Source organism: Acinetobacter higginsii, from assembly GCF_000369525.1.
Taxonomy (GTDB): Bacteria; Pseudomonadota; Gammaproteobacteria; order Pseudomonadales; family Moraxellaceae; genus Acinetobacter; species Acinetobacter higginsii.
This window is the reverse complement of the sequence record NZ_KB850072.1, coordinates 1,868,921-1,893,804: the sequence shown is the minus strand read 5'-3', so window position 1 is coordinate 1,893,804 and position 24,884 is coordinate 1,868,921. Positions and strand designations below refer to the sequence as shown.

Genomic DNA, 24,884 nt, shown 5'->3' with positions numbered 1-24,884 from the left:
ATTTCTCCTTTGGGTCGGCTAGGAAACGAGATAATGCAATTTGGATTGCGAAGGGCTTATTCCTCATCCTCATATTGAGCATAGAACTCAGGCGAGAGGTTACTAAAACGGGTATATTGGCCTTCGAAGGCAAGACGAACGCTACCAATTGGACCGTTACGCTGTTTACCGATGATAATCTCGGCAGTACCTGCTTCTTTAGATTCTTTGTTATAGACTTCATCACGGTAAATGAACATGATTAAGTCGGCATCCTGCTCGATCGCACCCGATTCACGCAAGTCTGACATAACCGGGCGTTTGTTTGGTCGGTTCTCCAAACTACGGTTCAGCTGCGACAGTGCAATCACAGGACATTGCATTTCTTTGGCTAAGGCTTTTAAGCTTCGTGAAATTTCCGAGATCTCACCAACACGGTTATCGCCCATACCCGGTACTTTCATCAGCTGTAAGTAGTCGACCATGATACAGCCGATTTTACCATCATGCATTTTAGCAACGCGACGCGCACGGGCACGAAGTTCGGTGGGTGGCAGGGCAGATGAGTCATCGATATAGAGATGCATTTCTTGTAATTGCAGAATGGTGCCTGTGACTTTGGTCCATTCATCTGCATCGAGATTCCCTGAACGTAAATGTCCTTGATGGACTTTACCCATTGCTGAAATCAAACGCATGGCAATCGAGTCTGCGGGCATCTCCATTGAGAATACCAAAGCAGGTAGGCGGTTATATTGCAGTACACTTTCAACTAAGTTCATGGCGAACGTGGTTTTACCCATCGATGGACGTGCTGCAACAATAATCAAATCTCCGGCTTGCATCCCCGAGGTTTTGTTATCGAGTTCCAAGAAGCCCGTGGTTAAACCGGTAATGTTGCCATCTAGTTTAGACAGTTCATCTAATTTGGTGATAACGTCAGCAGTCACAGAGCTGATTGATTTTGGCCCAGAATCTTTTTTATTGTTGTTGTGCTGTTCTGCCAAAGAGAAAATACTGGTTTCTGCTAAATCAAGAATTTCGCTGACTGGACGACCTTTGGTGTCATAGGCATTTTGTAAAATATCGCTGCTGATCTTGATCATGTTACGCAGTGTTGAAAATTCCTTGATTTTATTTGCATAAATTTCAAGGTTATAGAAACTTGATGGTGAATCTGCCATCAGTTGCATTAAATATTCTTCACCACCAATGGCATCTAACAGGTTTTGTTTGAGCAACCAATCATTGACCAAAACGGCATCATAAGGCGAGTTTTCTTGTGCCAGTTTCTCAATGGCACGATAAATATATTTGTGACGTGTTGCATAAAAATCATTTTCTTTGAGTAAGTCACTGACTTGCTCAAAAGATTCTGCAACCGTCATTAAGGCTGCCAAAACGGCTTGCTCGATGGCAAGATTGTGCGGTGGGGTACGGAATTCTTTTAGCTGACCTGAGTCACTCACTTTACTCTCTGTGTTTGGAGAATTTTTTGTAAAATTGGCATTCGCCTGTGACATAACAAGACCTAATAAAAAGATGAAACGGTACCGAATGACTATCTTAATCCAAATGGAGCTCATCGGCACAATTTAATTCAGTGAAAATTGTGTAAGTGGCGAAAAAGTGTGGTTTAGCGCTTAGAGCCGATTAGATGCGCCCCATTGGCACATCATGTCTAATAATGGAATTAAGGAAAGTCCGCGTTCAGATAAGCTGTATTCGACTTTGGGGGGAATTTGTGGATATTCCTTACGAATAATTAATTGGTCTCGTTCCATTTCTTTCAAGGTCAGACTCAAGGTTTTAAAAGAAATATTAGCAATGGAGCGTTTTAACTCATTGAATCGCATGATGGATTTATGCTGATAAAGCCAATACATGATAATCATTTTGTATTTGCCATTGATCAGGGAAAGTGTATATCCAAAATCGGTTTGCTCTAAGTCAATTTGGGGCGGGGCACAGGTTTCCATAATTTTTCCGACACTCACTTTTGGTCTAGTATATAACCATAATGACCGTACTTATATTATCTCCAGCATACTTTTATAATCATTTTATATTGATTGCGGAAAGACTCAGATGTCTGACGGGATGCTTTGAAATGAAGAAAACACTCGTGATTGTTGCTCACCCAGATATTGATAACGCTGTTATTAATAAACGTTGGATTGAGGAGTTGAGCCAATATCCTGATGAATTCACGATCCATCAACTTTATCAACACTACCCAGATGGTGTTATTGATGTCACAAGAGAACAAGCTTTGGTAGAAGCACATCAAAATCTGGTCTTTCAATTCCCGATCTATTGGTTTAACTGCCCACCGTTATTAAAGCAATGGTTAGATGATGTGCTGACTTATGGTTGGGCCTATGGTTCAGCAGGAAATCAATTAAGAGACAAGAAAATTACGCTTGCGGTCTCGGCGGGGATCAAAGAGAAAGACTATTCAACTGATGGACGATATCAATTTAGTTTAAAAGAATTGTGTTTACCATTTGAATTGACAGCCCGTTATGTAAAGGCAGATTACCAACCAATGTATGCTTTTTATGGAATGGATACCAATCCAGAACAAGGAGAGGCTCAACCTACGGGGAATGAAATCAATCAGAGTGCAGTGAATTATGTGAAATATTTATTAGAGATGCGCTAACTGCATTTTCAATGAATAGGAGTATTTAAGAAAACAAAAACAATAGACATAAAAAAAGAGCATGTAAAACATGCTCTTTTTCTTTGCAGAAATTACTCAGATACGATAGTAACGAGAACTTCAGCAACAACATCATGGTGCAATTGGATTGCGATGTTGAATTCACCAGTGTGACGAAGCGCACCGTTTGGTAAACGAACTTCTGCACGGTCTACAACAAGACCAGCATTAGTTAAAGCATCAGCGATGTCACGAGTACCGATAGAACCGAATAGTTTACCTTCGTCACCAGCTTTCGCAGTGATTACGATGTTAACTTCGTTCAATTGTTCAGCACGTGCATTCGCAGCAGCTAATACTTCAGCTTCTTGCTTCTCAAGTTCAGCACGACGAGCTTCAAAAGCAGCAGTGTTTGCTTCTGTTGCAGCTACAGCTTTACCTTGAGGGATCAAGAAGTTACGACCGTAACCAGCTTTAACTGATACTTTGTCGCCTAATTTACCAAGGTTTTTAATGCGTTGTAATAAGATAACGTCCACAGCTCACCTCACTTACTTATGGTTGTCAGTGTACGGAATCAAAGACAAATAGCGAGCTTGTTTAATAGCTAACGCTAATTGACGTTGATAACGAGCTTTAGTACCTGTAATACGGCTAGGAACAATCTTGCCGTTTTCAGTGATGTACTGTTTTAATGTGTCGATATCTTTGTAGTCGATGTACGCAACATTCTCAGCTGTAAAGCGGCAGAACTTGCGACGACGGTAAAAACGTGCCATTGATGTTCTCCTTATTCAGCTTCTGGAACTGCTTGTTGTGCTTCTTCACGTTGAGCTTTACGCGCACGTTTTTCTTCAGCACTTTTAGCAAGCAAAGATTCTTCAGTAATTGCGTTTTCACGACGGATAATGATGTTACGAATAATTGCATCGTTATAACGGAACAATTCTTCTAACTCATCAAGAGTCGTTTGACCACATTCAACATTCATAAGAATGTAGTGTGCTTTGTGAATTTTGTTAATCGGGTAAGCCAATTGGCGGCGGCCCCAATCTTCTAAACGGTGAATTTGACCTTCAGCTTCTTTGATCTGAGAGATATAGCGTTCAACCATACCTACAACTTGATCGCTTTGGTCTGGATGTACCAATAGTACGATTTCGTAGTGACGCATTGTCAGCTCCTTACGGTTTAAGCAGCCCCTAATTAAAAAATTAGAAGCAAGGAGTCATAACTAAAAAGTTATGTCGCAAATTGCGAAGCGGGGATTATATGCAAATTGACGCTATAAAGCAAATTTGCCATAGTCTTTGTGATATATTTTTTAAATAAAAATAGGCAATAAAAATGGAACCACAATTTATAAAGACAGTCGCCCTACTTGAGTCGATTTTGCAGTTGAATACTGAGGAGGCATATTTAGATGCTTTTGAGCAATACCAAGGTAACATTTACCAAATCTTGATGATTGTCGATTGGCGTGAAGAGGACGAGGCGATTATTGAGTATTGCGAAAATATTTTACAAACGGGGAGTTTGCGGGCTGAGATACAAAATGCGGATAACCTGCAAGGATTTACCATTACTGTTTATTATCAGAATCAAACTTTGATTATTCCTTATCAAGGTGAGGGTGCAGATCGAGATACCACCTTAAAAGCACTCAATCAAATTTTGCAGCCTGATTATGAAATCCGTTTTTGTGTGGCTTCCGATGGGTCCGATACCTTGGAGTTCATTCCGTTACCTCAAGAGGTATGGCAAAAATTAGATCAAAAATATCCCCATAATATTAATCAATTTTTTAGACGTTTTGAGCCAGACAGTGAGTTTTTTGGCTAGAGTCGTGTTGCAGGTTAATCTTTAAAGGTTGTATGTAACGACTGGTTTGGAATTTAGTCTAGGCTTGTTTCATTTAGGCAATAAAGAACGAAATGTTTTTATTGCACGAAATGATAAAAATTGGGAGAGCATAAAAAGATAGAGCATTCTCTATCTTTTTAAAAAATAGGAAAGAATGGTGCAGGGCTTTTAAAGGTGAAGCTGAAGCTTAAACTGATAACAGTAATGAGGATTACTGAGAAAAGGAAAAAGCGTTTGGCCCAAAGCTGATCATCTTCGGCCTTGAATCCTAAAATAGCAATGTAGAACCAGTAAATGCAAAGTATATTACAGATGACCAAGAACACGATATTGGTGTATCCATATACATATAATGCATTCATCGCTAGAGTAAATAAAACCACATAAATCAGTGATTCGATTTTTGTTCTAAGGATTGAACGGGCTACAGGTAAAATAGGAACGCCTGCATTTTTATAGTCGTCAAAACGATAAATTGCGATCGCCCATGAATGCGGCATTTGCCATAAAGCATATGCAACAAAGATCAATAGGGCCGCTATATCGAACTGATGACTTACAGCCACATAACCAATAACAGGTGGACTCGCTCCAGAAATACTACCGATCACGGTTTGATGGATTGTGGTGCGTTTGCTCCACAAACTATAAAAACCGACATAGACGACAAAACCAATGACAGCGAATAAAAAAGCATAAGCATTAACATAAAACCAGAGCATGCTAAAGCCAATCACACCTAAAACCAGCGCATAGCACATGGCAACAGTAGGGGAAATGGTTTTGGTCACAAGTGCACGGTTCATGGTGCGTTGCATTTTCTGATCGATGTCTTGATCAATTACGTTATTAACTACACAACCAGAAGCAACCACTAATGTTGTTCCGAGAAGAGTAAGTAATAATAAGAGGCAGTCTATAGAGCCTTGGGCGGCTAAGAAGAAGCCGCCCAAGGTGGTAATAAAATTACCGAAGAGAATTCCTGGTTTAGTCAGGAATAAGTACTTTTTCCACATGACGATCAGTTTAGATCATCATGTTGTAGTGTAGGTAATTCATAATCCACACAGAGCCGACTAAAAGTACAGCGATACATAAGATTGTGTAGATAAATGCAATAAGGTTCCAACGTTGGTCAGATGATGTATTCATGTGCAAGAAATACACAAGTTGTACAAGTACCTGAGCAACAGCAGTGATTGCAATTACTGTAACTAAAATGCCACGACTAAAACCGCCAGCCATCACCATCCCGAAAGGGATGATGGTAAGGATGACAGAAAGGATAAATCCAATCGTGTATTGTTTAAAGTTACCGTGTGACGCACCTGCCGCATTATGGTCATGACTACTCATTAGAGAACTCCCAGTAAGTAAACGACGCTGAATACACAGATCCAAACGATGTCAAGGAAGTGCCAGAACAAGCTTAAGCAAGCAAGACGACGTGTATTCGGTAAAGTCAAACCATTCTTTTTAATTTGGTAGATTAATACCAGCATCCACACTAAACCAGAAGTTACGTGGATACCGTGTGTACCAACCAAAGTAAAGAATGCAGATAAGAATGCACTGTGAGTTGGACCATGGCCTTCGTGTACAAGGTGATGGAACTCATAGATTTCCATACCAATGAACGATGCACCAAAAAGGAATGTAACAAACAACCAAGTGATCACTTGATTTACATTCTTTTTATAAGATGCAAGTACAGCAAAACCAAATGTTACCGATGAAATCAATAAGGCAAATGTTTCAGTTAACACGAAGCCTAATGAATCATGGAATAGGTCATATGCACTTGGGGTTCCTGGCGGGATATGACTGCTTAATACAGCGAACGCAATGAAGAGTGATCCGAAAAGAATCAAGTCACTCATCAAGTATGTCCAGAAACCAAAGACCGTTAAGTCAGTATCATCATGTTCATGATGACCATCGTGGCCGTGGTTGTCGTGATGAAGTACTTCAGCCATTTCCTTAGTCCTTCTTCAAGTGTTTTTCAAGTAAAGCATAGCGTTCGTTTTCAATACGCTCAACTTCAGCAGCAGGAACGTAGTAATCAACATTCTTCGTGAATGAGCTTACGATCAAGCTAACAATAGCTGAAACGAATGAAACAACAGCGAGCCACCAAATATGCCAGATGAGTGCAAAGCCAAGAATTGTAATGAACATTGCAATGACAAAACCAGCAGCACGATCAGTCGGCATGTGGATGTCTTCATATTTAGTGTTACGTGCGTATGCTACACCATTTTCTTTGTCAGTCCAGAAACGGTCTACACCGCTAGCATCTGGTTCATGCGCAAAGTTATAGAACGGAGCAGGAGATGACGTTGCCCATTCAAGGGTACGGCTATCCCATGGATCGCCTGTATGGTCCATGTTGTCCTTACGTTGTAAGAAACCAACGATGATTTGCATTAAGAAACATGCAATACCGATCGCGATAAGAACAGCACCAAACAATGCAATTGCTAAGTATGGATCCCACTCAGGGTTGTCATATGTATTCAAACGACGCGTCATACCCATGAAACCAAGGATATAAAGTGGCATGAATGCAAAATAGAAACCAATGAACCAGAACCAGAACGCAGCTTTACCCCATGCTTCGTTGAGCTTCCAACCAAACATTTTCGGCCAGTAGAAGATGATGCCGGCAAACATACCAAACACCACACCACCGATAATTACGTTATGGAAGTGAGCGATCAAGAATAATGAGTTGTGTACAAGGAAGTCCGCAGGTGGAACAGCCATAAGTACACCAGTTAAACCACCGATACCGAATGTTACAAGGAAGCCAAGCGTCCATAACATAGGAGTAGTATAGGTGATGCGACCTTTATACATTGTGAATAACCAAGAGAAGATTTTCACACCTGTAGGAATCGCAATAACCATGGTCATGATACCGAAGAACGCGTTAACGTTCGCACCAGCACCCATGGTGAAGAAGTGGTGAAGCCATACAACGAACGCAAGTACAGTAATCGCAATCGTCGCATACACCATAGACTTATAACCGAACAACGCTTTACGAGAGAAGGTTGCAACGATTTCTGAGTATAAACCAAATGCTGGTAATACTAAGATATATACTTCAGGGTGACCCCATGTCCAAATCAAGTTCACATAAAGCATTGGGCTACCGCCAAGCTCATTTGTGAAGAAATGGAAGCCGAAGTAACGGTCAAGCGTCAGCATTGCAAGCGTACCTGTTAATACAGGGAATGATGCAATGATTAATACAGCCGTACAAAGTGAAGTCCACGTGAAAATAGGCATGTCCATTAATTTCATGCCAGGTGCACGCATTTTGATGATGGTAACAAAGAAGTTAACACCAGATAAAAGCGTACCTAGACCAGAAACTTGAAGTGCCCAGATATAGTAGTCAACACCAACACCAGGAGAATATTGAATGCCAGATAGAGGAGGGTAAGCCATCCAACCAGTCGCAGCAAATTCACCTAATACAAGTGAAAGCATCATTAAACCAGCAGCACCAGCGAATAACCAGAAGCTTAAAGAGTTCAATAATGGGAAGGCAACGTCACGAGCACCAATCTGTAAAGGTACAGAGATGTTCATCATACCAACAACGAGACCCATTGCTACGAAGAAGATCATGATTACACCGTGTGCGGTGAAGATCTGGTCGTAGTGGTCAGGATGTAAGTAACCTTCGCCGCCGCCTTTCGCGAGGAAAAGTTGTAGACGCATCATGATTGCATCGGCGAAGCCACGCAACAGCATGACTACAGATACGATGATATACATGATACCAATCTTTTTATGGTCTACAGTGATAAACCATTCGTTCCACAAATATCCCCATTTCTTGAAATAGGTAATACCACCTAATACAGCAATTGCACCAAGTGCCATAAAGACCATGGTGACAAGTACAAGGGGTTCAGTCGGGATAGAATCCCACCCCAATTTACCAAAAATCATATCCATGTCTTATTCCCCTTGAGCAGCGTGTTCTGCTGCAGCATGAGTTTCTGCTGTTGCATCATGTCCAGCAGAATGGTCAGCACCGTGATAGTTACTCATGTAGTGGTTGATGATTGTTTCAAACAATTTTGGCTCAACTGATGAGTAATAAGTCACTGGGTGTGGCTTAGTCGGGAACGGTTTCATCGCTTCAGCTTTTGCAAGTGCTTCTTCATCACCAGCAGCTTTAGCACGATTCACTAAATGCTCGATCTGATGCTTAGAACGATCGCCATCTTTAAGCGTTGCTAACTCAGCTTGGTCAAGTGTGCCTTTTTGAATTGCTTCAGGGTTAATACTTGTACCATTACCAGCTTTAACTGCTTCTACCCATTGTGCAAATTCTGGCTCAGTCACGCTATGTGCTTTAAAGCGCATTTGTGAGAAACCGTAACCTGAATAATTTGCTGAGAAACCACGGAAGATACCTGGTTCGTCGGCTAATAGGTGAAGGTGAGTTTGCATACCAGCCATTGCGTAAATCTGACCGCCTAACTGTGGGATGAAGAACGAGTTCATCGTGAAGTTAGAAGTGATCTTAAAGCTTACTGGTGTTTGTTCTGGGAAGCGTACTTCGTTTACCGTTGCAATGTTTTGCTCAGGATAGATAAAAATCCACTTGAACTGTTCAGCGACAGCTTGAATAGTCAATGGTGCTTTATCTGATTCTAACGGACGGTAAGGGTCGTACTTGTGGGAACCCCACCAAGTTAACCAAGCTAAAATACCAATAATAATGACAGGTACACCCCATACAACGATCTCAATTGTCGTTGAGTGTGCCCAAGTAGGTTTATAGTCTGCATCTTTATTCGATGCGCGATATTTCCAACCAAACCATAATGCCATAATGATTGATGGAATCACCACCAATAGCATTAAATAGATCGCAGTCATCATCAGGTTACTTTGACCTTGACCAACTGGACCTTTATTGTTTAGAAGTACCATATCACCGCCGCACCCAGTCAAGAGCGCAGCCATCGTTGATAAAGACAATACAGCTAAAATCGTTTGTCTCATTTTACAACCTCGGTGAAGAGTCCCATTCCCTAATTAAAATTATGGGATAGCGATTAAAGTGTCGCGTGATTGATAAGGATTGGTTAAAAAATGCTTAGCAATCACGCGACACCGCAACGTTGTTGGGCATTATGCCTTATATTGAAAAACTAAGCTACTCATAAAGTCGTGTGAAATACTTGTTTTAAAACCCGATTTATTTTGTAGGGATTGTTATTTGCATCTGTGTTTTTTATATAGATATCAGCTTAATACATAAAAAAAGAGGAATAAATCCTCTTTTGTTTATCGATTTGTGATTACTGCTTAATGACCTTAGTTTTTGCCATTTTATCGTGCAAAGTTTGACGATTTTTGGTAAATGCGAATAAAGCATAATCAATCACGGTAATGATTGGCACAAGGATCAAATTGAGAATAATAAAGAACACGCTTCTCAACCAAAAGGCCCGAATTGTGCTGACTTTTTCTGATGTTTCGATATCCACAATTTTAATCTTGGCGATTTTTTTACCAATACTCTGGCCTGATTTTGCAATAAAGAATGCCTGAATCATGAGCATGACAATGAGGTAAGCAAAGATCATTATCCATGCTTCATTTGGAATTAGCTGCATCAATTGATGCTGTAATTCTACTGCTTTATCAGATGCAATTTGGGTGGCTTGCATCTGTTTTTGAATTTCAAACAACTCTTGGTATTGGCTTTCATTAAAAAAGAAAGATGGGATAGAAGCCATCGGTAGCCAAAGGATGAGATCAAAAACTTTCGCTAGCGCACGTGAATGAAAAGGTGCGAGTTCAGGTACTTTTTGTTCGACTTTGATTTTGTAAGTTGGTTCGTTCGTTTCAGTTTTAATTTGAGCACTAAAAGGAGAGTAACCTACAGGTTCGTAGACAAGCTTACCTTGTGTCAGTTCACCAAGTGTTTTCCATTCAGCCATACCTTCATGCCAAGCTAAATCGGTCAATAAAACTTGTTGACTGGCAAGCATTTGGTTCACTTGTTCTAAACTGTAAGGTCCTGCTTGTTGATTGTTACGAGCCAAGTAAATTTGCATAATTTTAAAATCTCAATTACGAAAGATGAAAAAAGACCCTACGAAAGAGGGCCTTTTTCTAAAAAAGACTAGGCTTTCTTGATTTGTTCTTCAGCAAGGAAGAACCAAGTATCAAGTACTGAGTCAGGGTTAAGTGACACAGATTCAATACCTTGTTCCATGAGCCACTTCGCAAGGTCAGGGTGATCCGAAGGACCTTGACCACAAATACCAACGTATTTTCCTGCTTTGCGGCAAGCATGAATTGCCATAGAAAGGAGCGCTTTAACTGCTGGATCACGCTCATCGAATAAGTGAGATACGATACCAGAATCACGGTCAAGACCGAGTGTTAATTGTGTTAAGTCGTTTGAACCGATAGAGAAACCATCGAAGTGTTCAAGGAATTGCTCAGCCAATAGGGCATTGGTTGGTAATTCACACATCATGATGACTTTGAGGCCATTCTCACCACGTTTCAAACCGTTTTGAGCAAGTAGTTCAATCACACGTTTTGCTTCAGAAACAGTACGAACGAATGGAATCATGATTTGGATATTGGTTAAACCCATTTCATCACGTGCTTTTTTCAAGGCACGACATTCAAGTTCAAAACAATCACGGAAGTTATCAGATACATAACGACTCGCACCACGGAAGCCCAGCATTGGGTTTTCTTCTTCCGGCTCGTAGAGCTTACCGCCGATCAAGTTTGCATATTCATTCGATTTAAAATCAGACATACGTACGATGACTGGTTTTTCTGCAAATGCAGCAGCAAGTGTCGAAATACCTTCAACTAACTTCTCGACATAAAATTCGATTGGAGAAGAGTAGCCTGAAGTACGTGCCATAACAGCCGCACGAGTTTCACGTGGCAAACTATCAATGTTTAATAATGCTTTTGGATGCACACCGATCATACGGTTAATGATGAACTCAAGACGTGCAAGGCCAATCCCTTCATTCGGGATTTGAGCGAAGTCAAATGCACGGTCAGGGTTACCAACGTTCATCATGATTTTGAATGGTAATGAAGGCATTGAATTAATCGAATTACGTTGTACTTCGAAATCTAATGCACCTTCGTAGATGAAGCCAGTATCACCTTCAGCACATGAAACTGTTACTTCTTGACCATCAGTCAGTACTTCTGTTGCATTACCACAACCCACGATTGCTGGAACACCTAATTCACGTGCAATAATTGCTGCGTGACAAGTACGACCACCACGGTTGGTAACGATTGCAGCAGCACGCTTCATCACTGGTTCCCAATCTGGGTCAGTCATGTCAGATACAAGTACGTCACCGTCCTGAACCTTATCCATTTCTTTAATAGATGTTACAACACGCACTTTACCTGAACCAATGCGTTGACCGATTGAACGACCTTCACAGATGACAGTACCGCGTTGTTTTAACAAATAACGTTCCATGGTACCGACATTTTGACGGCTTTTTACTGTTTCAGGACGTGCTTGAACGATATAGATTTGACCATCATCGCCATCTTTTGCCCATTCGATATCCATCGGCGAGCCGTAGTGTTGTTCGATGATTAAAGCTTGCTTTGCTAATTCGTGTAATTCGTGATCATTTAATGCGAATTGTTGGCGTTCTGGTTTTTCAACGTCAACCACAACCACTGATTTACCCGCAGAACCTTCTTCACCATAAATCATTTTCTGGTGTTTAGAACCGAGGTTACGACGTAAAACAGAGTGTTTACCTGCATTTAAAAGCGGTTTAGATAAATAGAATTCATCTGGGTTTACAGCACCTTGAACGACCATTTCGCCTAAACCGTAAGATGCAGTAATAAAGACCACATCACGGAAACCTGATTCTGTATCAAGCGTAAACATAACGCCCGCAGCACCAGTTTCAGAGCGAACCATACGTTGTACACCAGCAGAAAGGGCAACAACACTATGTTCAAAGCCTTGGTGTACACGGTAAGCAATCGCACGGTCATTATAAAGTGATGCAAAAACTTCTTTAATCGCGATAAGAATATTATCAATACCGCGAATGTTGAGGAATGTTTCTTGTTGACCTGCGAAAGACGCATCAGGTAAGTCTTCAGCCGTTGCAGAAGAACGTACCGCAACAGCAATGTCTGGGTTGCCGTTTGAAAGTGCAGCAAAAGCTTCACGAATTTCTTGTTCTAATGTCGCAGTAAGCGGAGTTTCAACAATCCAGTTACGGATTTTTGCACCAGTTTCAGCAAGTGCATTTACATCTTCTACATTTAGCTGAACAAGTTCAGCCTGAATACGAGCGTTTAAGCCGCTTTGATCCAAGAACTCACGATAGGCAGCAGCAGTAGTTGCAAAGCCACCAGGTACCGATACACCAGCATTGGATAAATGGCTGATCATTTCACCCAAAGATGAGTTTTTCCCACCTACGAGTTCGACATCGTGTTTTCCTAATTTTTCCAGACCGATTACGCGCGCTTCCAAAGTATTTACTCCACTTTTTTTGCAGTATGAATGACCATCATTGGTATGAAATTATACAAAAGTGCTTAGATTTAGTGTTTTACTAAGCGACAGTCATGTTAGATGAGTTTACTATAAAGATTATAGAGCACTAAGACAAATGTTTAAGGAGAATTTTGATGCCCGTAAGTAAAGAAATTAAACGGAGCGTTTTTTTTATTTCAGATGGTACCGCAATTACCGCAGAAACCCTTGGACATTCACTACTTGCGCAATTTCCAAACGTTGATTTTGACATCCATATTATACCGTATATTACGACTGAAGAGGCGGCTATGAATGTCGCTGTAGAGATCAATGCATGTCAAAGTCGTGATGGTTCTTTGCCGCTAGTTTTTGATACTTTAGTTGACCCGCATGTCCGTGAAATTATCAATACTGCTAAGGCAGTCAACTTAGACGTTTTTGAAGGCTTGATTAGTAAATTAGAACAAGAACTAGGTACGCCACCGACCACTTTGGTTGGACAAACTCATGCGGTGACTGATTCTGAATATTATAAAGCACGTATCGATGCGGTACATTTCGCACTGGACAATGATGATGGGGCGAGAACACGCCATTATGACAAAGCCGACATTATTTTAATTGGCGTATCACGTTCAGGAAAAACCCCGACCTCAATTTATTTGTCATTACAATTTGGTATTCGTGTAGCGAATTATCCATTGACTGAAGAAGATTTGGATGACAATCGTTTGCCAAAAGTACTGCGCGAACATAAAAACAAGCTATTTGGTTTGATGATTGATGCCGAACGTTTGGTGGCAATCCGTAACGAACGTAAAGCGAATAGCCGCTATTCAAGTTTCAGCCAGTGTCAGATGGAATTACGTGCGATTGAAGGGATTTATATTTCTGAAGGGATTAAATATTTAAATGTCACGGAAATGTCGATTGAGGAAATCTCAACACGTGTCTTACAAATGACGGGTTTAAAACGTCGTATTGGCTAATCATGCCTGACTACCTCAGTCCTCAAGATGAGGTAGTCTGTAATTTTTTAGATCATTTTCTTAAAGAAAGTTTGACAAATATCGTGAATTTAAAATAAATAATTGATATTAAATAATAAAGTAAATCTAACTGATCGGTCTGCAATTGGTGATAATTTTATTGCATTTCTGCTACAATACTGTGATTTAAATCTCACTTTTTATTGTTGGTGGTCTATGGCTTTTATTGCAACTGAATATCTTGATAGAGAGAGTTCTGTTTGGAACAGAAGTCTGTGAACTTGGCTATTCCTTTTCACTCTAACCATCAACTGAGTGAGGCCCAACAAAATATTTTTAACCGTATTCCGAGTCTGGTCTGGCTACTCTCTGAGTCCGGAGATGCGTATTTTTTTAATAGTTTAGGTCAAGAGTATATTGGTTTTAATGACCTAGAACATTTTGCAAAAGACTGGGTCGATTTAATCCATTCTGAGGATAGAGCAATCTTCCAAAATGAGTGGCAGCAGGCATTTACCGATAAATCCTCATTTCAAATTGAATGCCGATTAAAACATCAGTCTGGTGCATATCGCTGGTTTTTATTGTCAGCAAAATTTATAGCGGCGAATTCAGAAGAAAAAGCACATTGGTTTATCAATAGCGTTGATATCCATGAAACCAAGCAGTATCAACAAAACTTAGTTCAGTGTATTAATGCCCAAACCAACATGCTGGATAATAGTATTGATTGCATAAAATTATTAGAAGCAGATGGCTCTTTACTGCATGTCAATAAAACGGGATGTATCGCACTTAATCTTCCTCAAAGCCAAAATAGCTTTGGCATGAAGTGGGCCGAGCTGTTACCTGTGGAAATAAGAACCAAGGCAAGTTATGCCTTAAAAACGGCACTTAAAGGGAAGGCTGCGCGTTTCCGTGGGATGAGTGGAGAAGGGACTGAAAGACAATATTGGGATAATTTACTCACGCCGATATTAAATGATAAGGGCCAGATCGTGCAGGTTTTGTGTCTGTCTCGCGATGTGACCACACAACGACAAACTGAAATCCAATTACAGCTTTCAAGTGAGTTAGACGATTTAACAGGATTATATAACCGTCGTTTCTTCAAATTACAACTTAAGCGTGCATTACATCGACATAAAAAAGGCAAGAAGTTACTCGGCTTGATGTTGCTGGATTTAGATTACTTTAAACATGTCAATGATACGCTTGGCCATGCAGCTGGAGATCATCTACTCCGTGTTCTGTCTAAGCGAATAGAAAACATTTTGCCTGAAAACACTTTTGTCGCTCGTTTAGGCGGTGATGAGTTTGCTATTGTCGTCAATGGAATTGAGACACAAGTAGAGCTTGAAAAAATAGCTGTGGATGTGAGTCGACAGTTAGAAGCCCCGATTACTTATGCTGGCAATTTGATTAATGGCAGTATGAGTATCGGTTGTGCGATTTATCCACGAGATGCAAAAGACTCAGCTAATTTAATGAAATGCGCAGATACTGCGCTCAATGATTTGAAAGCGACGGGACGTGGTGGTTTTCGTATGTTTAACCAGCAGATGCAAGTTGCGGCTCAAAACATTGCAATTCAATTAAATGATGCGCGCCATATTATTCGTGATGATCTTATCGTCCCATTTTACCAGCCGAAAGTGCGTTTAGCAGATGCGAAGGTGGTTGGTTTCGAGGCGTTATTGCGTTGGCAGACGGAAGATCAGCATATACATTCACCTTGTAATATTGAACAAGCATTTCAAGACTATATTCTGGCGACAAAAATTAGCGATGCAATGCAGAATAAAGTTTTTAAAAATATTGCAGCGTGGATAGCGCAAGGGTTGGATGTTGTTCCTGTTTCAATCAATGCAGCACCAGTCGAGTTTCTAAAAGACAATTATGCTGAGCGTTTACTTCACCGTTTAAACGCTTACAACATTCCACATCATTTAGTAGAAATAGAAATTACTGAACATATCTTGGATGATCGTGGTTCTGACTATGTGATTCGAGCATTAAATTTATTGAAACAACAAGGCGTTAAAATATCATTGGATGACTTCGGTACAGGACATTCCTCTTTAACCCGTTTACGGGATTATCCAGTAGATTGTTTAAAAATTGACTGTGATTTTATTCGTCAAATGAATGATGATGAGGCGATTTTAGCCATTGTACAGGCGATCATCGCTTTGGGACCAAAACTATCATTGGATATTGTTGCAGAAGGTATTGAGAACACCGAACAATTAGAACTCTTAAAATCTTCTGGATGCTCAATCGGACAGGGCTATTTATTTAGCCGAGCTGTGAATGTAGAACAAGCAACAGAGATGCTCCAAGCTGGAATTTAAATGGATGGTGAATCTACAAGGCTGATTGGGAAATGAACCTTGTAGACTTAAGCCAAAGATTTAGCTGTTTTTAATATCCATCAATAAACTAAAATTATCTAAGCGTTTTTGCGTATCGTAGATATCACAAGTAAAGATGAATTCATCGACATCATATTGCGCTGCAATTTTATTTAATCCAGCTTTAACAGTTTCTTGAGAACCAATTTGTGCCATGGCATAAAAATTCTGAATTGCCACTTGTTCAGCGCTAGATGCAAGACCTTCAGTTGAATCAATCGGTGGTTTAAGCTTTAAGCTATGACCGCGGATCAGATTCAAAATACGTTGATATGAACTGGTCGCCAGATATTGAGCTTCCTCATCTGTTGCAGCAACGACTGTTGGGACACCCATTGAAACATAAGGTTTATCGAGGTATTCCGAAGCTTGGAAGTTATCACGATAGATCTCAATAGCTTGACCTAACATTCTTGGTGCAAAATGAGACGCAAAAGAATAAGGCAGTCCAAGTTTTGCGGCCAATTGTGCGCTAAATAAACTTGAGCCGAGTAACCAAACAGGCACATGGGTATTTTGACCTGGTGTGGCGATAATTCTCTGATTCGGTTGCGGTGCTTTAAAGTATTGCAGAATCTCCATCACATCTTGAGGGAATTGGTCTTCAGTTTCCTGACGGCCACGACGTAAGGCGCGCATGGTCATTTGATCTGTGCCTGGTGCACGACCCAAGCCGAGTTCAAAACGGTCTGGATAGAGTGTGGCTAGTGTTCCAAACTGCTCTGCAACCACCAATGGTGCATGGTTTGGCAGCATGATACCGCCAGAGCCCAAACGGATGTGCTGCGTATTTGCGGCAATAAATCCTAATAAAACTGCTGTTGCTGAACTGGCAATCCCGTCCATATTATGATGTTCAGCCAACCAAAAACGCTCATAACCTAATTTTTCCGCATGTTGCGCGAGTTCTAATGCATGACGGAGAGAAAACTCGATACTCTTGTCATCTCGAACAGGAGCGAGTTCTAGGATAGAGAATTTTATATCTTGTAGTGATTTCATCATGGTGTCTCAAAACTATATATCGAAATAATACGATATAAGTTTGGTTTTGTATATCGTTTTAGATCGATATATAGTTTTGATCAAACAAAAAAAGCGCCCGAGGGCGCTAAAGGGGTAAAACGTTTTGATCTGATTAACGGTGTTTGTACCAGCCACGATGGCGGCCATTGTCATGACGGTAGCTTTCACGAGAATTGTAATAGCGACGGTCATCGTAAGAACGACGGTTATCATAACGGCGGTCATAGCGACGATCATCATAACGTCGATCAGCATCGCGGTCCTGACCCACTTTTTGACCTAAAGCTGCACCACCAGCTGCACCGAGTGCCGCACCAATATAACCACCATTGCTTCCGCCCATATTACGGCCAACGGTATAACCACCCACACCACCTAAACCACCACCAATAGCAGCTTCAGTACGGTCACGTCGATTACTCGATGCAGCTGCACCGCCAGCACCACCGATTGCAGAGCCAATCATTGCACCAGTATCACCACCAAGTTGTTTTCCTAAGGCGGTACCAACTACACTTCCTAGGGCAGAGGTTGCGGCAACACGAGTGGTATTATCTGCATGTGCAACGGTCATCATTGAAGATGCTGCTAAGATAACGCTACATAACCACATATTCGATTTCATGGTGAAACTCCTTATCCATTCTTTTGGACAATATTCTTTTTGCTTGTGACAAATGTAACAAAACTTGTGGCTGAAAATATGGAGCGCAATATCTAGATTGAGAGTGTTTGACGAGGGTTTTGTATGGGTTGTATTACAAGTGAAGAGATTGTGAATAAATTATAAAAATAAAGAATGAATAGGCAACGAGCAACAGCTAGCGTTGTAATCGAGTACAATGGCCGTAGTTTAGCTTAGGATTTATTTATGCTGCTGGAAAAAATTTTGCAATCACAAGGCTTTGGTTCACGTAAGTATTGTCAGCAGTTAATTAAAAATGGTTCTGTTCAGATTGATAATCAGGTCTGTGATAACCCGAAACAGAATTTCAATACCGATCAACTGGTCTTTCAGGTATTTGGTGAAGAATACCAATATCGAGAGCATGTCTATATTGTTTTAAATAAACCGCAAGGCTATGAATGTTCGCATCAGGCGACACATCACAAAAGTGTATTTAGTCTTTTTCCTGAAATTTTGCTGCATCGTGGGATTCAATGCGTGGGCCGTCTAGACCAAGATACTACAGGCCTATTATTGCTGACCGATGATGGGCAATATCTACAGGCATTAACACATCCCCGTAAACATGTACCCAAAGTTTATCATGTGACCACAGCAGATCCAGTTACAGCTGAACAGCAATACGGCTTAGAGCAAGGTGTCGAACTGCGTAATGAAAAAGGCATCTATGCCGCCACCGATGTGCGATTATTCTCAGAACATCAAATTGCAATGACCATTCACCAAGGTGTTTACCATCAAGTCAAACGTATGCTGGCAGCTGTTGGAAATAAAGTTGAGGTCTTACATCGACATCAAGTGGGTTTACTCGAACTTCCTGAGCTGGAGGAAGGTGAATGGGTCTATTTAACTCCTTCGCAAAAACAGTTAAGTCAGAACGTCGCCTTAGAGGAATAATTACTTTAAAAAACAATGGAAGGTTTTGAACTCGCTGTCTTGGATAAAGCCCATTTGTTCGTAAAGACGGTGAGATTGATAATTATTTTTTTGCGTTTCTAGGCTGATACGTTGTGCATTTTCATGCCGTGCGAATAAGATCGCTGTATCAATCAGTTGTTTAGCGGAACCTTGTTTTCGATAAGAGGGAGTGACATAGACATCATCGAGAATATAGTAGGTTTCGCAAGCCACCGAAGAAAAAGCAAGGTAGAGTAGTACAAAGCCTGTAAATACGTCATCTTTAACATGAATGAAAATGACACTGTCTTTGTTGTCAAAGCGATGTTTTAAAAATTGATAAGATTGATCAATATTTGATGATGCACCGTAGAACTGACGGTATTCGTCAAACAAGACAGCAAGTTGATGAAGATCTTCCTTTGTTGCTCGCTTAACTATCATTCCTGCCCATCCTTACACTTATAATTTTATTAGGACTGTCAGAATAGCGAAAAAAATTCAGCTTAAAAAATAAAAACTTGTTTATAAATGCAACATTGTTAAGTTTTGTCACTTTCACCAAGAAGGGCGTTCAACTCTTCAAATAAGTCTTCATGATCATCTTCAATTTCGACAGAAGATGGGTTTTCAGTATTGGCTGCTGCTTTTGATTTACGCAGTTTTAATAACTGTTCCATGTTGATGTTCTGGTTTTCAATTGCAAATGGAATCGACTTGGTGAGTACCACTTGTTTAAAGAAAAGGCGAACGGCTTGAGCAGGGGAGATACCCAACTGTTTAAACACGGCAAAAGCTTGCTTCTTTTCCTGTGAATCGAGGCGAACCTGATAAACTTCTGTTTTTCGCATGAAGAATGAGACCAAATATTTTTAGTTATCGTCATGTATTTTAAACCATTGCAATGTAATTTCAATATTTTTGAAGTGAAAAAATAGAATTTTTGTCATTACGGTGTATTTACAATGTGAGTTCAAGCTTAGAGCTAAACTGCATTTCTTGATTTAGAATCGGATCAATAAACCAAATTTCTTTGGCAAGTAGCTGCAATGGCTGACTAAAATCATCCTCTGCTTTATGCTCAATATGAGGGTAAAAAGAATCGTTAAGTATCGGAATATTCAGATAATTTAAATGCACGCGTAATTGGTGCTGTTTTCCTGTTTTAGGACTGAGTTTATATTTGGCATGCTGCTGATCATGCATTAACAGTTCAATTAAAGTCTCAGTATTATTCGGTTTTTCAGGATTAATTTGCATCGTATAAAAAGGCTGACCTTTTTCTAAATGTAGTTGCAAAATTTGCGGAAAATCCAGTTCAGGTCGATATTTTGCAATGGCATGATAGGTTTTTTGCACTTTTCGTTCGGCAAAAAGCTGCTGATACGCACCTCTTGAGGTGGCTTTTTTACAGAATAAAACCACACCGGCTGTTTCTCGATCAAGTCGATGGATGGGGGTGAGATCTTCGTAGCCTGTTTGTTTTTTCAGTCTGACCAAGAGGGTTTCTTGTACATATTGCCCCGTTGGTGTCATGGTCAAAAAGTGTGGTTTATCGACGACAAGCAGATCATCATTTTCAAATAAAATTTCATGCTGAAACGGAACATGCACTTCATGCGCAAGGAAACGATAATAAAAAATATGGGTATTGGGTGTATAGGGGCTATCCAATGTGAGTTTGCTGCCATCTGCTGCATAAATCAGCTCATCGGCAAAACGCTGTTGCCATTCGCTGATCTGAATATGTGGGAAGTGTTGGCAGAGATAATCAAAAATAGTAAGTGCAGAAACATCGTGAGGTAAAAAGACTTTACTGGCACTGACACCATTTATGAGTGGAGGAGTAAAATCTTTATTTGAGAATTGATTCATAGAGATAAATGATGCCACTAAAATTAAGGTCCGGCATTTTAAGAACAAATGAGATTAAGTATCTCGTTGATGTTTTTGCTTAGATTAACATAATCCGAGTTGATGAATTGCCTGTGCCCATCAATTCCTCTATGAATGATTGCATGCGTGGTCGGATGAAGCTCTTTATCACTTGCAACTTCAATGAGATGTTCTACAAAATCTTGTGCTTGTTGAGGTGCATATTTAAATTCTGCAGTAAAAATAAAAATTGCAAGTTTATGAATCTCTAAAGCAGGGAGTTGGTTTAAAAAACATTGGGCATGAATTGTACCAAAACTAAAACTTGCAAGAATTTGCCGTTCTAGCTCAGTTGTTGTCTCAAAAGGTTTTTCGATGGATAAAAAAAGCTGATGCGTAAATTTCGAAATGAGTTTCCGATGTTCGTCCACAACAGTTTCCTCAGAAAATAATTTAGGAGTTGTTTTAAAAAGAATCAACTTCTTTCTATGGATTAGGCTTTAAAGCAGGGCAATGTTATCATAGCCACCATCCCAATTTTGTTTTATTTGCCATGTCATCTTCAGTGAAATTTACTTTAAATCATGAACAAGACACTCAGCGTTTTGCACATATCCTTTCTGAACAGGTGCGCTCTGGCATTATTTATTTAATTGGTGATTTGGGTGCAGGAAAAACCACGTTTACCCGTTACTTTCTACAAAAGTTAGGGCATCAAGGTTCGGTCAAAAGTCCGACTTATACCTTGGTTGAACCTTATACTATTCAAGGTAAAGAGATCTTCCATTTTGACCTGTATCGTTTGAATGATCCCTATGAACTTGAGTTAATGGGCATCCGTGATTATTTAGAAACGCCTGATGCTTTATTTTTGTTTGAATGGCCATCGAAAGGTGGTGATGAAATTCCGAAACCTGATGTGGTGATTGATATTCAAAAATCGGATGATGAGTTGACACGGTTTGTCACCTTGACCACTGAATCCGAATCTTTATCTCAAATTTTGCAGGAACAATTGAATGGCGCATGATTCAACTCGTCGTATTCATACCCTTGATGCTGCCTTAGCTAACCAGATTGCGGCGGGTGAAGTAATTGAACGCCCATCATCTGTGGTCAAAGAACTATTAGAAAACTCAATTGATGCGGGTGCAACGGAGCTAATTATCCGTGTTGCGCAAGGTGGTTCAACGCTGATTGAAATCATTGATAACGGTAATGGTATTCATTCAGAAGATTTACCTTTAGCGGTGATGCGTCATGCCACCAGCAAAATCCAAACTGCTGATGACTTACATGCGATTGTGAGTCTGGGATTCCGAGGAGAGGCTTTAGCGTCAATTGCAGCCGTATCGCGCTTAACTCTGACCAGTAGTCAAGATGAGCAAGGTGTGGGCTATCAAGTTGAAGTGAATGGTACGGCTTTTGATCATCAACAAATTCAAGCGGTCGCTGCACAAAAAGGCACACACATTCGTGTACAGGATTTATTTTTTAATGTACCTGCACGTCGTAAATTCTTAAAAAAACCAACCACTGAATTTAATCATATTGAAGAAATTGTTCGCCGTCTGGCTTTAACCCATTTCGATATTCGTTTTGTACTAGAACATAACGATAATATTCGTTTAAACCTACCTGTCGCTGACAGTGGTGAATTACGCTATCAGCGCGTGCAACAGTTATTGGGTCAGCAATTTATCCAAAATGCGTACTGGATTGATTCAGACAGTATCAATATGCGCTTATCTGGCTGGTTGGGACATCCTTCGGATGCACGTGCACAAGCTGACATGCAATATGTGTATGTGAATGGTCGTATTGTTAAAGATAAAACCATTTCACACGCGTTGCGTATGGCCTATGACGGAATTTTGCATGGTCATCAACATTCATCCTATTTGTTATTTTTAGAAGTTGATCCTGAAAATATTGATGTGAATGTGCATCCGACCAAGCATGAAATCCGCTTTTTAAACCAGCGTGAAGTGCATGAATTTGTACGTCACTATGCCAAAGCAACCTTGTCTCAATTTCAGACTGCAAGTGCAGATTTAGCACAGGCAATGAAAACAGATGCGGCGGATGATCATTTTAATTATCAACCACAGCCAAAATACCAAGAACAATTCAATTTACATCGTGCGACGGTAGAAGCAGAACCTCAAGTCAATCAGCAAGTGGCTGTGTCGACTGATTTATTGACTGAGTTTAATCAAAGTCGTCCACAAGCAGTGCACTACAATTCAACACCACAAGAACCACGTTATAACGGTTCTGCACAGTTGAATAATGCACTTAAAAGTTATTTGGCGCCTTTACGTGAAGATGCAGAAGATGGAAATGATCAAGCTCCATCACGTGTAGATGAGTTTCCTTTAGGGATTGCAATCGCACAACTGCATGGGATTTATATTCTGGCGCAAAATACTGAAGGCCTGATTATTGTCGATATGCATGCGGCACATGAGCGTATCTTGCTGCAGCAAATGAAGTCAGCATGGGATAAACCTGAGTTTTGGACGTCTCAGCAGTTATTGATCCCAAAAATTGTATCTATCACACGCATGCAAGCGACACGTATCGAAGATTTACAATCACAATTGCAACGGCTCGGCTTAGAAGTCGATCAATATGGTGATGATCAAGTGATTGTGCGTGGTGTCCCTGCGATTTTGCATAAGGCTGATTTTGGCAATCTTATTCCAGAACTACTGAATGATCTTGATCCAAATGATGAAGCGAGAGGTTTATTGCAAAAACGTGATGAATTGCTCGCTGGGATGGCTTGCCACGGTGCTGTGCGTGCGCATCGTCAGTTAAGTTTATCGGAAATGAATGCTTTATTGCGTCAAATGGAACAAACCGAGTTTGCCAGCCAATGTAATCATGGGCGTCCAACTTGGCGTGCGTTTCCACTCCATCAATTAGATAAATTATTTGCTCGAGGAGAGTAGTTTTACATGTCAAATCAATTGCCCGTCATCAATTTAATGGGGCCTACCGCAAGCGGTAAAACAGCATTGGCATGTGAACTTTATGAGCGTGGAAATTGCGAACTGATTTCAGTCGATTCAGCTTTAGTTTATAAAGATATGGATATCGGCACAGCGAAACCAACCAAAGCAGAACAAGAGCAATATCCACATCATTTGATTGATATTATTACACCTTTAGAGGTGTATTCGGCAGCACAATTTGTTGAAGATGTTTGCCCATTGATTGATGATATGCATGCCCGTGGCAAAACCCCAATCTTGGTGGGCGGAACCATGTTGTACTTTAAAGCCTTGCTTGAAGGTCTGGCAAGTAATTTACCCAATGCGGATCAAACGATACGTGATGCCATTCTCCAGAAAGCTGAACAACAGGGGTGGCAATCTGTCTACGAAGAGTTGGTTGAGGTAGATCCTGTTGCAGGAGAAAAGTTTAAAGTATCGGATAAGCAGCGCATCATTCGTGCGCTTGAAGTGTTTCGAATCACGGGTGAACCGATAACAAAACTACAAGCTGAACAACCTAAAAATCAACCATATCGTTACATATTTCATAACTACGCATTAATGCCAGATCGTTTAGAATTACATCAACGCATTGAGCAAAGATTGAGCAAAATGTGGAATATTGGTTTTTTGAATGAAGTAGAGGACTTGATTAAAAAATACGATTTAAATGATGATTTACCGTCTATGCGGTCTGTTGGTTATCGTCAAGCTTTAGATTTTTTACTAAAAAGTGACTTAAGTCTCAAAAATAAAGTAGAAATGGAGAACAAAGCCCTTTTTGCGACGAGGCAATTAGCTAAACGTCAATACACATGGTTACGTTCTTTGCAAGAAATACACGATTTTAAAACTTACGTGACGATAAAGCAGGCGAAAGAAGACTTGCGAAACTTCTTTGGATAAAGCAAAATTCGCAGGCTGTCTTTTTATAATTTTTA

26 protein-coding genes are annotated in these 24,884 nt (G+C 40.4%); 8 read left to right on the top strand and 18 right to left on the bottom strand.

The annotated features are described in order from the left end of the window. Positions 1–56: 56 nt before the first annotated feature. Together dnaB and F902_RS15040 are read right to left on the bottom strand one after the other, a co-directional pair. Positions 57–1,502 (bottom strand): replicative DNA helicase, encoded by a 1,446-nt coding sequence (gene dnaB / locus F902_RS15045; RefSeq protein WP_005204716.1) that lies wholly within the window; start codon positions 1,500–1,502, stop codon positions 57–59. Between the two features lie 120 nt (positions 1,503–1,622). Further along, positions 1,623–1,958, bottom strand: a complete 336-nt coding sequence (locus tag F902_RS15040) for a winged helix-turn-helix transcriptional regulator (RefSeq protein WP_005204715.1) — start codon at positions 1,956–1,958, stop codon at positions 1,623–1,625. A gap of 131 nt (positions 1,959–2,089) precedes the next feature. On the opposite strand from F902_RS15040, the gene F902_RS15035 reads away from it, so the two are divergent. After that, positions 2,090–2,644 (top strand): NAD(P)H-dependent oxidoreductase, encoded by a 555-nt coding sequence (locus tag F902_RS15035; protein WP_005204713.1) that lies wholly within the window; start codon positions 2,090–2,092, stop codon positions 2,642–2,644. Positions 2,645–2,736: 92 nt separating this feature from the next. Here F902_RS15035 and rplI read toward each other — a convergent pair whose 3' ends face one another. Genes rplI through rpsF form a run of 3 tightly spaced genes read right to left on the bottom strand, consistent with a single transcriptional unit; the run spans position 2,737 to position 3,818 of the window. After that, complete coding sequence (rplI, locus tag F902_RS15030; protein WP_004654410.1) at positions 2,737–3,183, bottom strand: 50S ribosomal protein L9; 447 nt, start codon at positions 3,181–3,183, stop codon at positions 2,737–2,739. A gap of 12 nt (positions 3,184–3,195) precedes the next feature. Further along, the gene (gene rpsR, locus F902_RS15025) at positions 3,196–3,423 is read right to left on the bottom strand and encodes a 30S ribosomal protein S18 (protein ID WP_000090661.1); all 228 of its coding nucleotides are present in this window, start codon (positions 3,421–3,423) and stop codon (positions 3,196–3,198) included. 11 nt (positions 3,424–3,434) lie between these two features. Beyond that, entirely contained in the window at positions 3,435–3,818 is a 384-nt protein-coding gene (gene rpsF, locus F902_RS15020; RefSeq protein WP_004806006.1) for a 30S ribosomal protein S6, read from the bottom strand. Positions 3,819–3,991: 173 nt separating this feature from the next. Between rpsF and F902_RS15015 the strand changes: the two genes are divergently transcribed. Then, positions 3,992–4,486 (top strand): hypothetical protein, encoded by a 495-nt coding sequence (locus tag F902_RS15015; protein ID WP_005204710.1) that lies wholly within the window; start codon positions 3,992–3,994, stop codon positions 4,484–4,486. Positions 4,487–4,644: 158 nt separating this feature from the next. On the opposite strand, the gene cyoE is transcribed toward F902_RS15015, so the two are convergent. The 7 genes from cyoE to ppsA form a co-directional block, all read right to left on the bottom strand. Next, complete coding sequence (gene cyoE / locus F902_RS15010; protein WP_005204706.1) at positions 4,645–5,523, bottom strand: heme o synthase; 879 nt, start codon at positions 5,521–5,523, stop codon at positions 4,645–4,647. Positions 5,524–5,533: 10 nt separating this feature from the next. Then, positions 5,534–5,863, bottom strand: coding sequence for a cytochrome o ubiquinol oxidase subunit IV (locus tag F902_RS15005; RefSeq protein ID WP_004806013.1), 330 nt, complete (start codon positions 5,861–5,863; stop codon positions 5,534–5,536). Further along, complete coding sequence (gene cyoC / locus F902_RS15000; protein ID WP_004806016.1) at positions 5,863–6,483, bottom strand: cytochrome o ubiquinol oxidase subunit III; 621 nt, start codon at positions 6,481–6,483, stop codon at positions 5,863–5,865. The genes F902_RS15005 and cyoC overlap by 1 nt, the downstream gene beginning before the upstream one ends. Before the next feature lie 4 nt (positions 6,484–6,487). Next, entirely contained in the window at positions 6,488–8,479 is a 1,992-nt protein-coding gene (gene cyoB / locus F902_RS14995) for a cytochrome o ubiquinol oxidase subunit I (RefSeq protein ID WP_004806017.1), read from the bottom strand. Positions 8,480–8,482: 3 nt separating this feature from the next. Next, the gene (cyoA, locus tag F902_RS14990; protein WP_004654397.1) at positions 8,483–9,538 is read right to left on the bottom strand and encodes a ubiquinol oxidase subunit II; all 1,056 of its coding nucleotides are present in this window, start codon (positions 9,536–9,538) and stop codon (positions 8,483–8,485) included. 299 nt (positions 9,539–9,837) lie between these two features. Then, positions 9,838–10,599 (bottom strand): RDD family protein, encoded by a 762-nt coding sequence (locus F902_RS14985; RefSeq protein ID WP_005204703.1) that lies wholly within the window; start codon positions 10,597–10,599, stop codon positions 9,838–9,840. Between the two features lie 68 nt (positions 10,600–10,667). Then, positions 10,668–13,046 (bottom strand): phosphoenolpyruvate synthase, encoded by a 2,379-nt coding sequence (gene ppsA / locus F902_RS14980; RefSeq protein WP_004806022.1) that lies wholly within the window; start codon positions 13,044–13,046, stop codon positions 10,668–10,670. 158 nt (positions 13,047–13,204) lie between these two features. Between ppsA and ppsR the strand changes: the two genes are divergently transcribed. After that, a complete protein-coding gene (ppsR, locus tag F902_RS14975) occupies positions 13,205–14,041 on the top strand; it encodes a posphoenolpyruvate synthetase regulatory kinase/phosphorylase PpsR (RefSeq protein ID WP_004806023.1) in 837 nt (278 codons plus the stop codon). A gap of 275 nt (positions 14,042–14,316) precedes the next feature. Further along, a complete protein-coding gene (locus F902_RS14970; protein WP_005204700.1) occupies positions 14,317–16,395 on the top strand; it encodes a sensor domain-containing protein in 2,079 nt (692 codons plus the stop codon). A gap of 60 nt (positions 16,396–16,455) precedes the next feature. On the opposite strand, the gene F902_RS14965 is transcribed toward F902_RS14970, so the two are convergent. Both F902_RS14965 and F902_RS14960 read right to left on the bottom strand, forming a co-directional pair. Beyond that, on the bottom strand, positions 16,456–17,457 hold the full coding sequence (locus F902_RS14965; RefSeq protein WP_017402164.1) for an LLM class flavin-dependent oxidoreductase: 1,002 nt from the start codon (positions 17,455–17,457) through the stop codon (positions 16,456–16,458). A 136-nt stretch (positions 17,458–17,593) separates the two neighbouring features. Then, on the bottom strand, positions 17,594–18,106 hold the full coding sequence (locus F902_RS14960) for a glycine zipper 2TM domain-containing protein (protein ID WP_005204696.1): 513 nt from the start codon (positions 18,104–18,106) through the stop codon (positions 17,594–17,596). A 246-nt stretch (positions 18,107–18,352) separates the two neighbouring features. On the opposite strand from F902_RS14960, the gene F902_RS14955 reads away from it, so the two are divergent. Continuing rightward, positions 18,353–19,066 carry a pseudouridine synthase gene (locus F902_RS14955; RefSeq protein WP_005204694.1) on the top strand — a complete coding sequence of 238 codons (714 nt, stop codon included), beginning with the start codon at positions 18,353–18,355 and terminating at the stop codon, positions 19,064–19,066. Here the strand turns inward: F902_RS14955 and F902_RS14950 are convergent, their stop codons facing one another. The 4 genes from F902_RS14950 to imm48 all read right to left on the bottom strand — a co-directional run bounded on the left by F902_RS14950 (position 19,067) and on the right by imm48 (position 21,372). After that, positions 19,067–19,510: a GNAT family N-acetyltransferase gene (locus tag F902_RS14950; RefSeq protein WP_005204693.1), complete on the bottom strand. Its 444-nt coding sequence runs from the start codon at positions 19,508–19,510 to the stop codon at positions 19,067–19,069. Between the two features lie 98 nt (positions 19,511–19,608). Continuing rightward, the gene (locus F902_RS14945; protein ID WP_004806039.1) at positions 19,609–19,917 is read right to left on the bottom strand and encodes a type II toxin-antitoxin system RelB/DinJ family antitoxin; all 309 of its coding nucleotides are present in this window, start codon (positions 19,915–19,917) and stop codon (positions 19,609–19,611) included. A 109-nt stretch (positions 19,918–20,026) separates the two neighbouring features. Further along, positions 20,027–20,941: a pseudouridine synthase gene (locus F902_RS14940; RefSeq protein WP_017402163.1), complete on the bottom strand. Its 915-nt coding sequence runs from the start codon at positions 20,939–20,941 to the stop codon at positions 20,027–20,029. Positions 20,942–20,979: 38 nt separating this feature from the next. After that, entirely contained in the window at positions 20,980–21,372 is a 393-nt protein-coding gene (gene imm48, locus F902_RS14935) for an Imm48 family immunity protein (RefSeq protein WP_005204691.1), read from the bottom strand. 122 nt (positions 21,373–21,494) lie between these two features. On the opposite strand from imm48, the gene tsaE reads away from it, so the two are divergent. From tsaE to miaA, 3 genes are read left to right on the top strand one after another with little or no spacing between them, the layout of a single operon-like run. After that, positions 21,495–21,971: a tRNA (adenosine(37)-N6)-threonylcarbamoyltransferase complex ATPase subunit type 1 TsaE gene (gene tsaE, locus F902_RS14930; protein ID WP_005204690.1), complete on the top strand. Its 477-nt coding sequence runs from the start codon at positions 21,495–21,497 to the stop codon at positions 21,969–21,971. Next, positions 21,961–23,898 carry a DNA mismatch repair endonuclease MutL gene (mutL, locus tag F902_RS14925; RefSeq protein WP_005204689.1) on the top strand — a complete coding sequence of 646 codons (1,938 nt, stop codon included), beginning with the start codon at positions 21,961–21,963 and terminating at the stop codon, positions 23,896–23,898. Before tsaE ends, mutL begins: the two co-directional genes overlap by 11 nt. Before the next feature lie 6 nt (positions 23,899–23,904). Then, positions 23,905–24,849: a tRNA (adenosine(37)-N6)-dimethylallyltransferase MiaA gene (gene miaA / locus F902_RS14920; RefSeq protein ID WP_005204687.1), complete on the top strand. Its 945-nt coding sequence runs from the start codon at positions 23,905–23,907 to the stop codon at positions 24,847–24,849. Positions 24,850–24,884 lie beyond the last annotated feature (35 nt).

Bases quoted from the DNA above. Each gene is read 5' to 3' on its own strand.
- F902_RS15005 (WP_004806013.1), bottom strand. From the start codon at position 5,863: ATGAGTAGTCATGACCATAATGCGGCAGGTGCGTCACACGGTAACTTT.
- ppsR (WP_004806023.1), top strand. From the start codon at position 13,205: ATGCCCGTAAGTAAAGAAATTAAACGGAGCGTTTTTTTTATTTCAGAT.
- F902_RS14955 (WP_005204694.1), top strand. From the start codon at position 18,353: ATGCTGCTGGAAAAAATTTTGCAATCACAAGGCTTTGGTTCACGTAAG.
- F902_RS15035 (WP_005204713.1), top strand. From the start codon at position 2,090: ATGAAGAAAACACTCGTGATTGTTGCTCACCCAGATATTGATAACGCT.
- rpsF (WP_004806006.1), bottom strand. From the start codon at position 3,818: ATGCGTCACTACGAAATCGTACTATTGGTACATCCAGACCAAAGCGAT.
- dnaB (WP_005204716.1), bottom strand. From the start codon at position 1,502: ATGTCACAGGCGAATGCCAATTTTACAAAAAATTCTCCAAACACAGAG.
- cyoC (WP_004806016.1), bottom strand. From the start codon at position 6,483: ATGGCTGAAGTACTTCATCACGACAACCACGGCCACGATGGTCATCAT.
- F902_RS14985 (WP_005204703.1), bottom strand. From the start codon at position 10,599: ATGCAAATTTACTTGGCTCGTAACAATCAACAAGCAGGACCTTACAGT.
- F902_RS15040 (WP_005204715.1), bottom strand. From the start codon at position 1,958: ATGGAAACCTGTGCCCCGCCCCAAATTGACTTAGAGCAAACCGATTTT.
- tsaE (WP_005204690.1), top strand. From the start codon at position 21,495: ATGTCATCTTCAGTGAAATTTACTTTAAATCATGAACAAGACACTCAG.
- F902_RS14960 (WP_005204696.1), bottom strand. From the start codon at position 18,106: ATGAAATCGAATATGTGGTTATGTAGCGTTATCTTAGCAGCATCTTCA.
- mutL (WP_005204689.1), top strand. From the start codon at position 21,961: ATGGCGCATGATTCAACTCGTCGTATTCATACCCTTGATGCTGCCTTA.
- cyoA (WP_004654397.1), bottom strand. From the start codon at position 9,538: ATGAGACAAACGATTTTAGCTGTATTGTCTTTATCAACGATGGCTGCG.
- cyoE (WP_005204706.1), bottom strand. From the start codon at position 5,523: ATGTGGAAAAAGTACTTATTCCTGACTAAACCAGGAATTCTCTTCGGT.
- F902_RS14940 (WP_017402163.1), bottom strand. From the start codon at position 20,941: ATGAATCAATTCTCAAATAAAGATTTTACTCCTCCACTCATAAATGGT.
- F902_RS14945 (WP_004806039.1), bottom strand. From the start codon at position 19,917: ATGCGAAAAACAGAAGTTTATCAGGTTCGCCTCGATTCACAGGAAAAG.
- cyoB (WP_004806017.1), bottom strand. From the start codon at position 8,479: ATGGATATGATTTTTGGTAAATTGGGGTGGGATTCTATCCCGACTGAA.
- miaA (WP_005204687.1), top strand. From the start codon at position 23,905: ATGTCAAATCAATTGCCCGTCATCAATTTAATGGGGCCTACCGCAAGC.
- F902_RS14965 (WP_017402164.1), bottom strand. From the start codon at position 17,457: ATGAAATCACTACAAGATATAAAATTCTCTATCCTAGAACTCGCTCCT.
- rpsR (WP_000090661.1), bottom strand. From the start codon at position 3,423: ATGGCACGTTTTTACCGTCGTCGCAAGTTCTGCCGCTTTACAGCTGAG.
- F902_RS15015 (WP_005204710.1), top strand. From the start codon at position 3,992: ATGGAACCACAATTTATAAAGACAGTCGCCCTACTTGAGTCGATTTTG.
- F902_RS14950 (WP_005204693.1), bottom strand. From the start codon at position 19,510: ATGATAGTTAAGCGAGCAACAAAGGAAGATCTTCATCAACTTGCTGTC.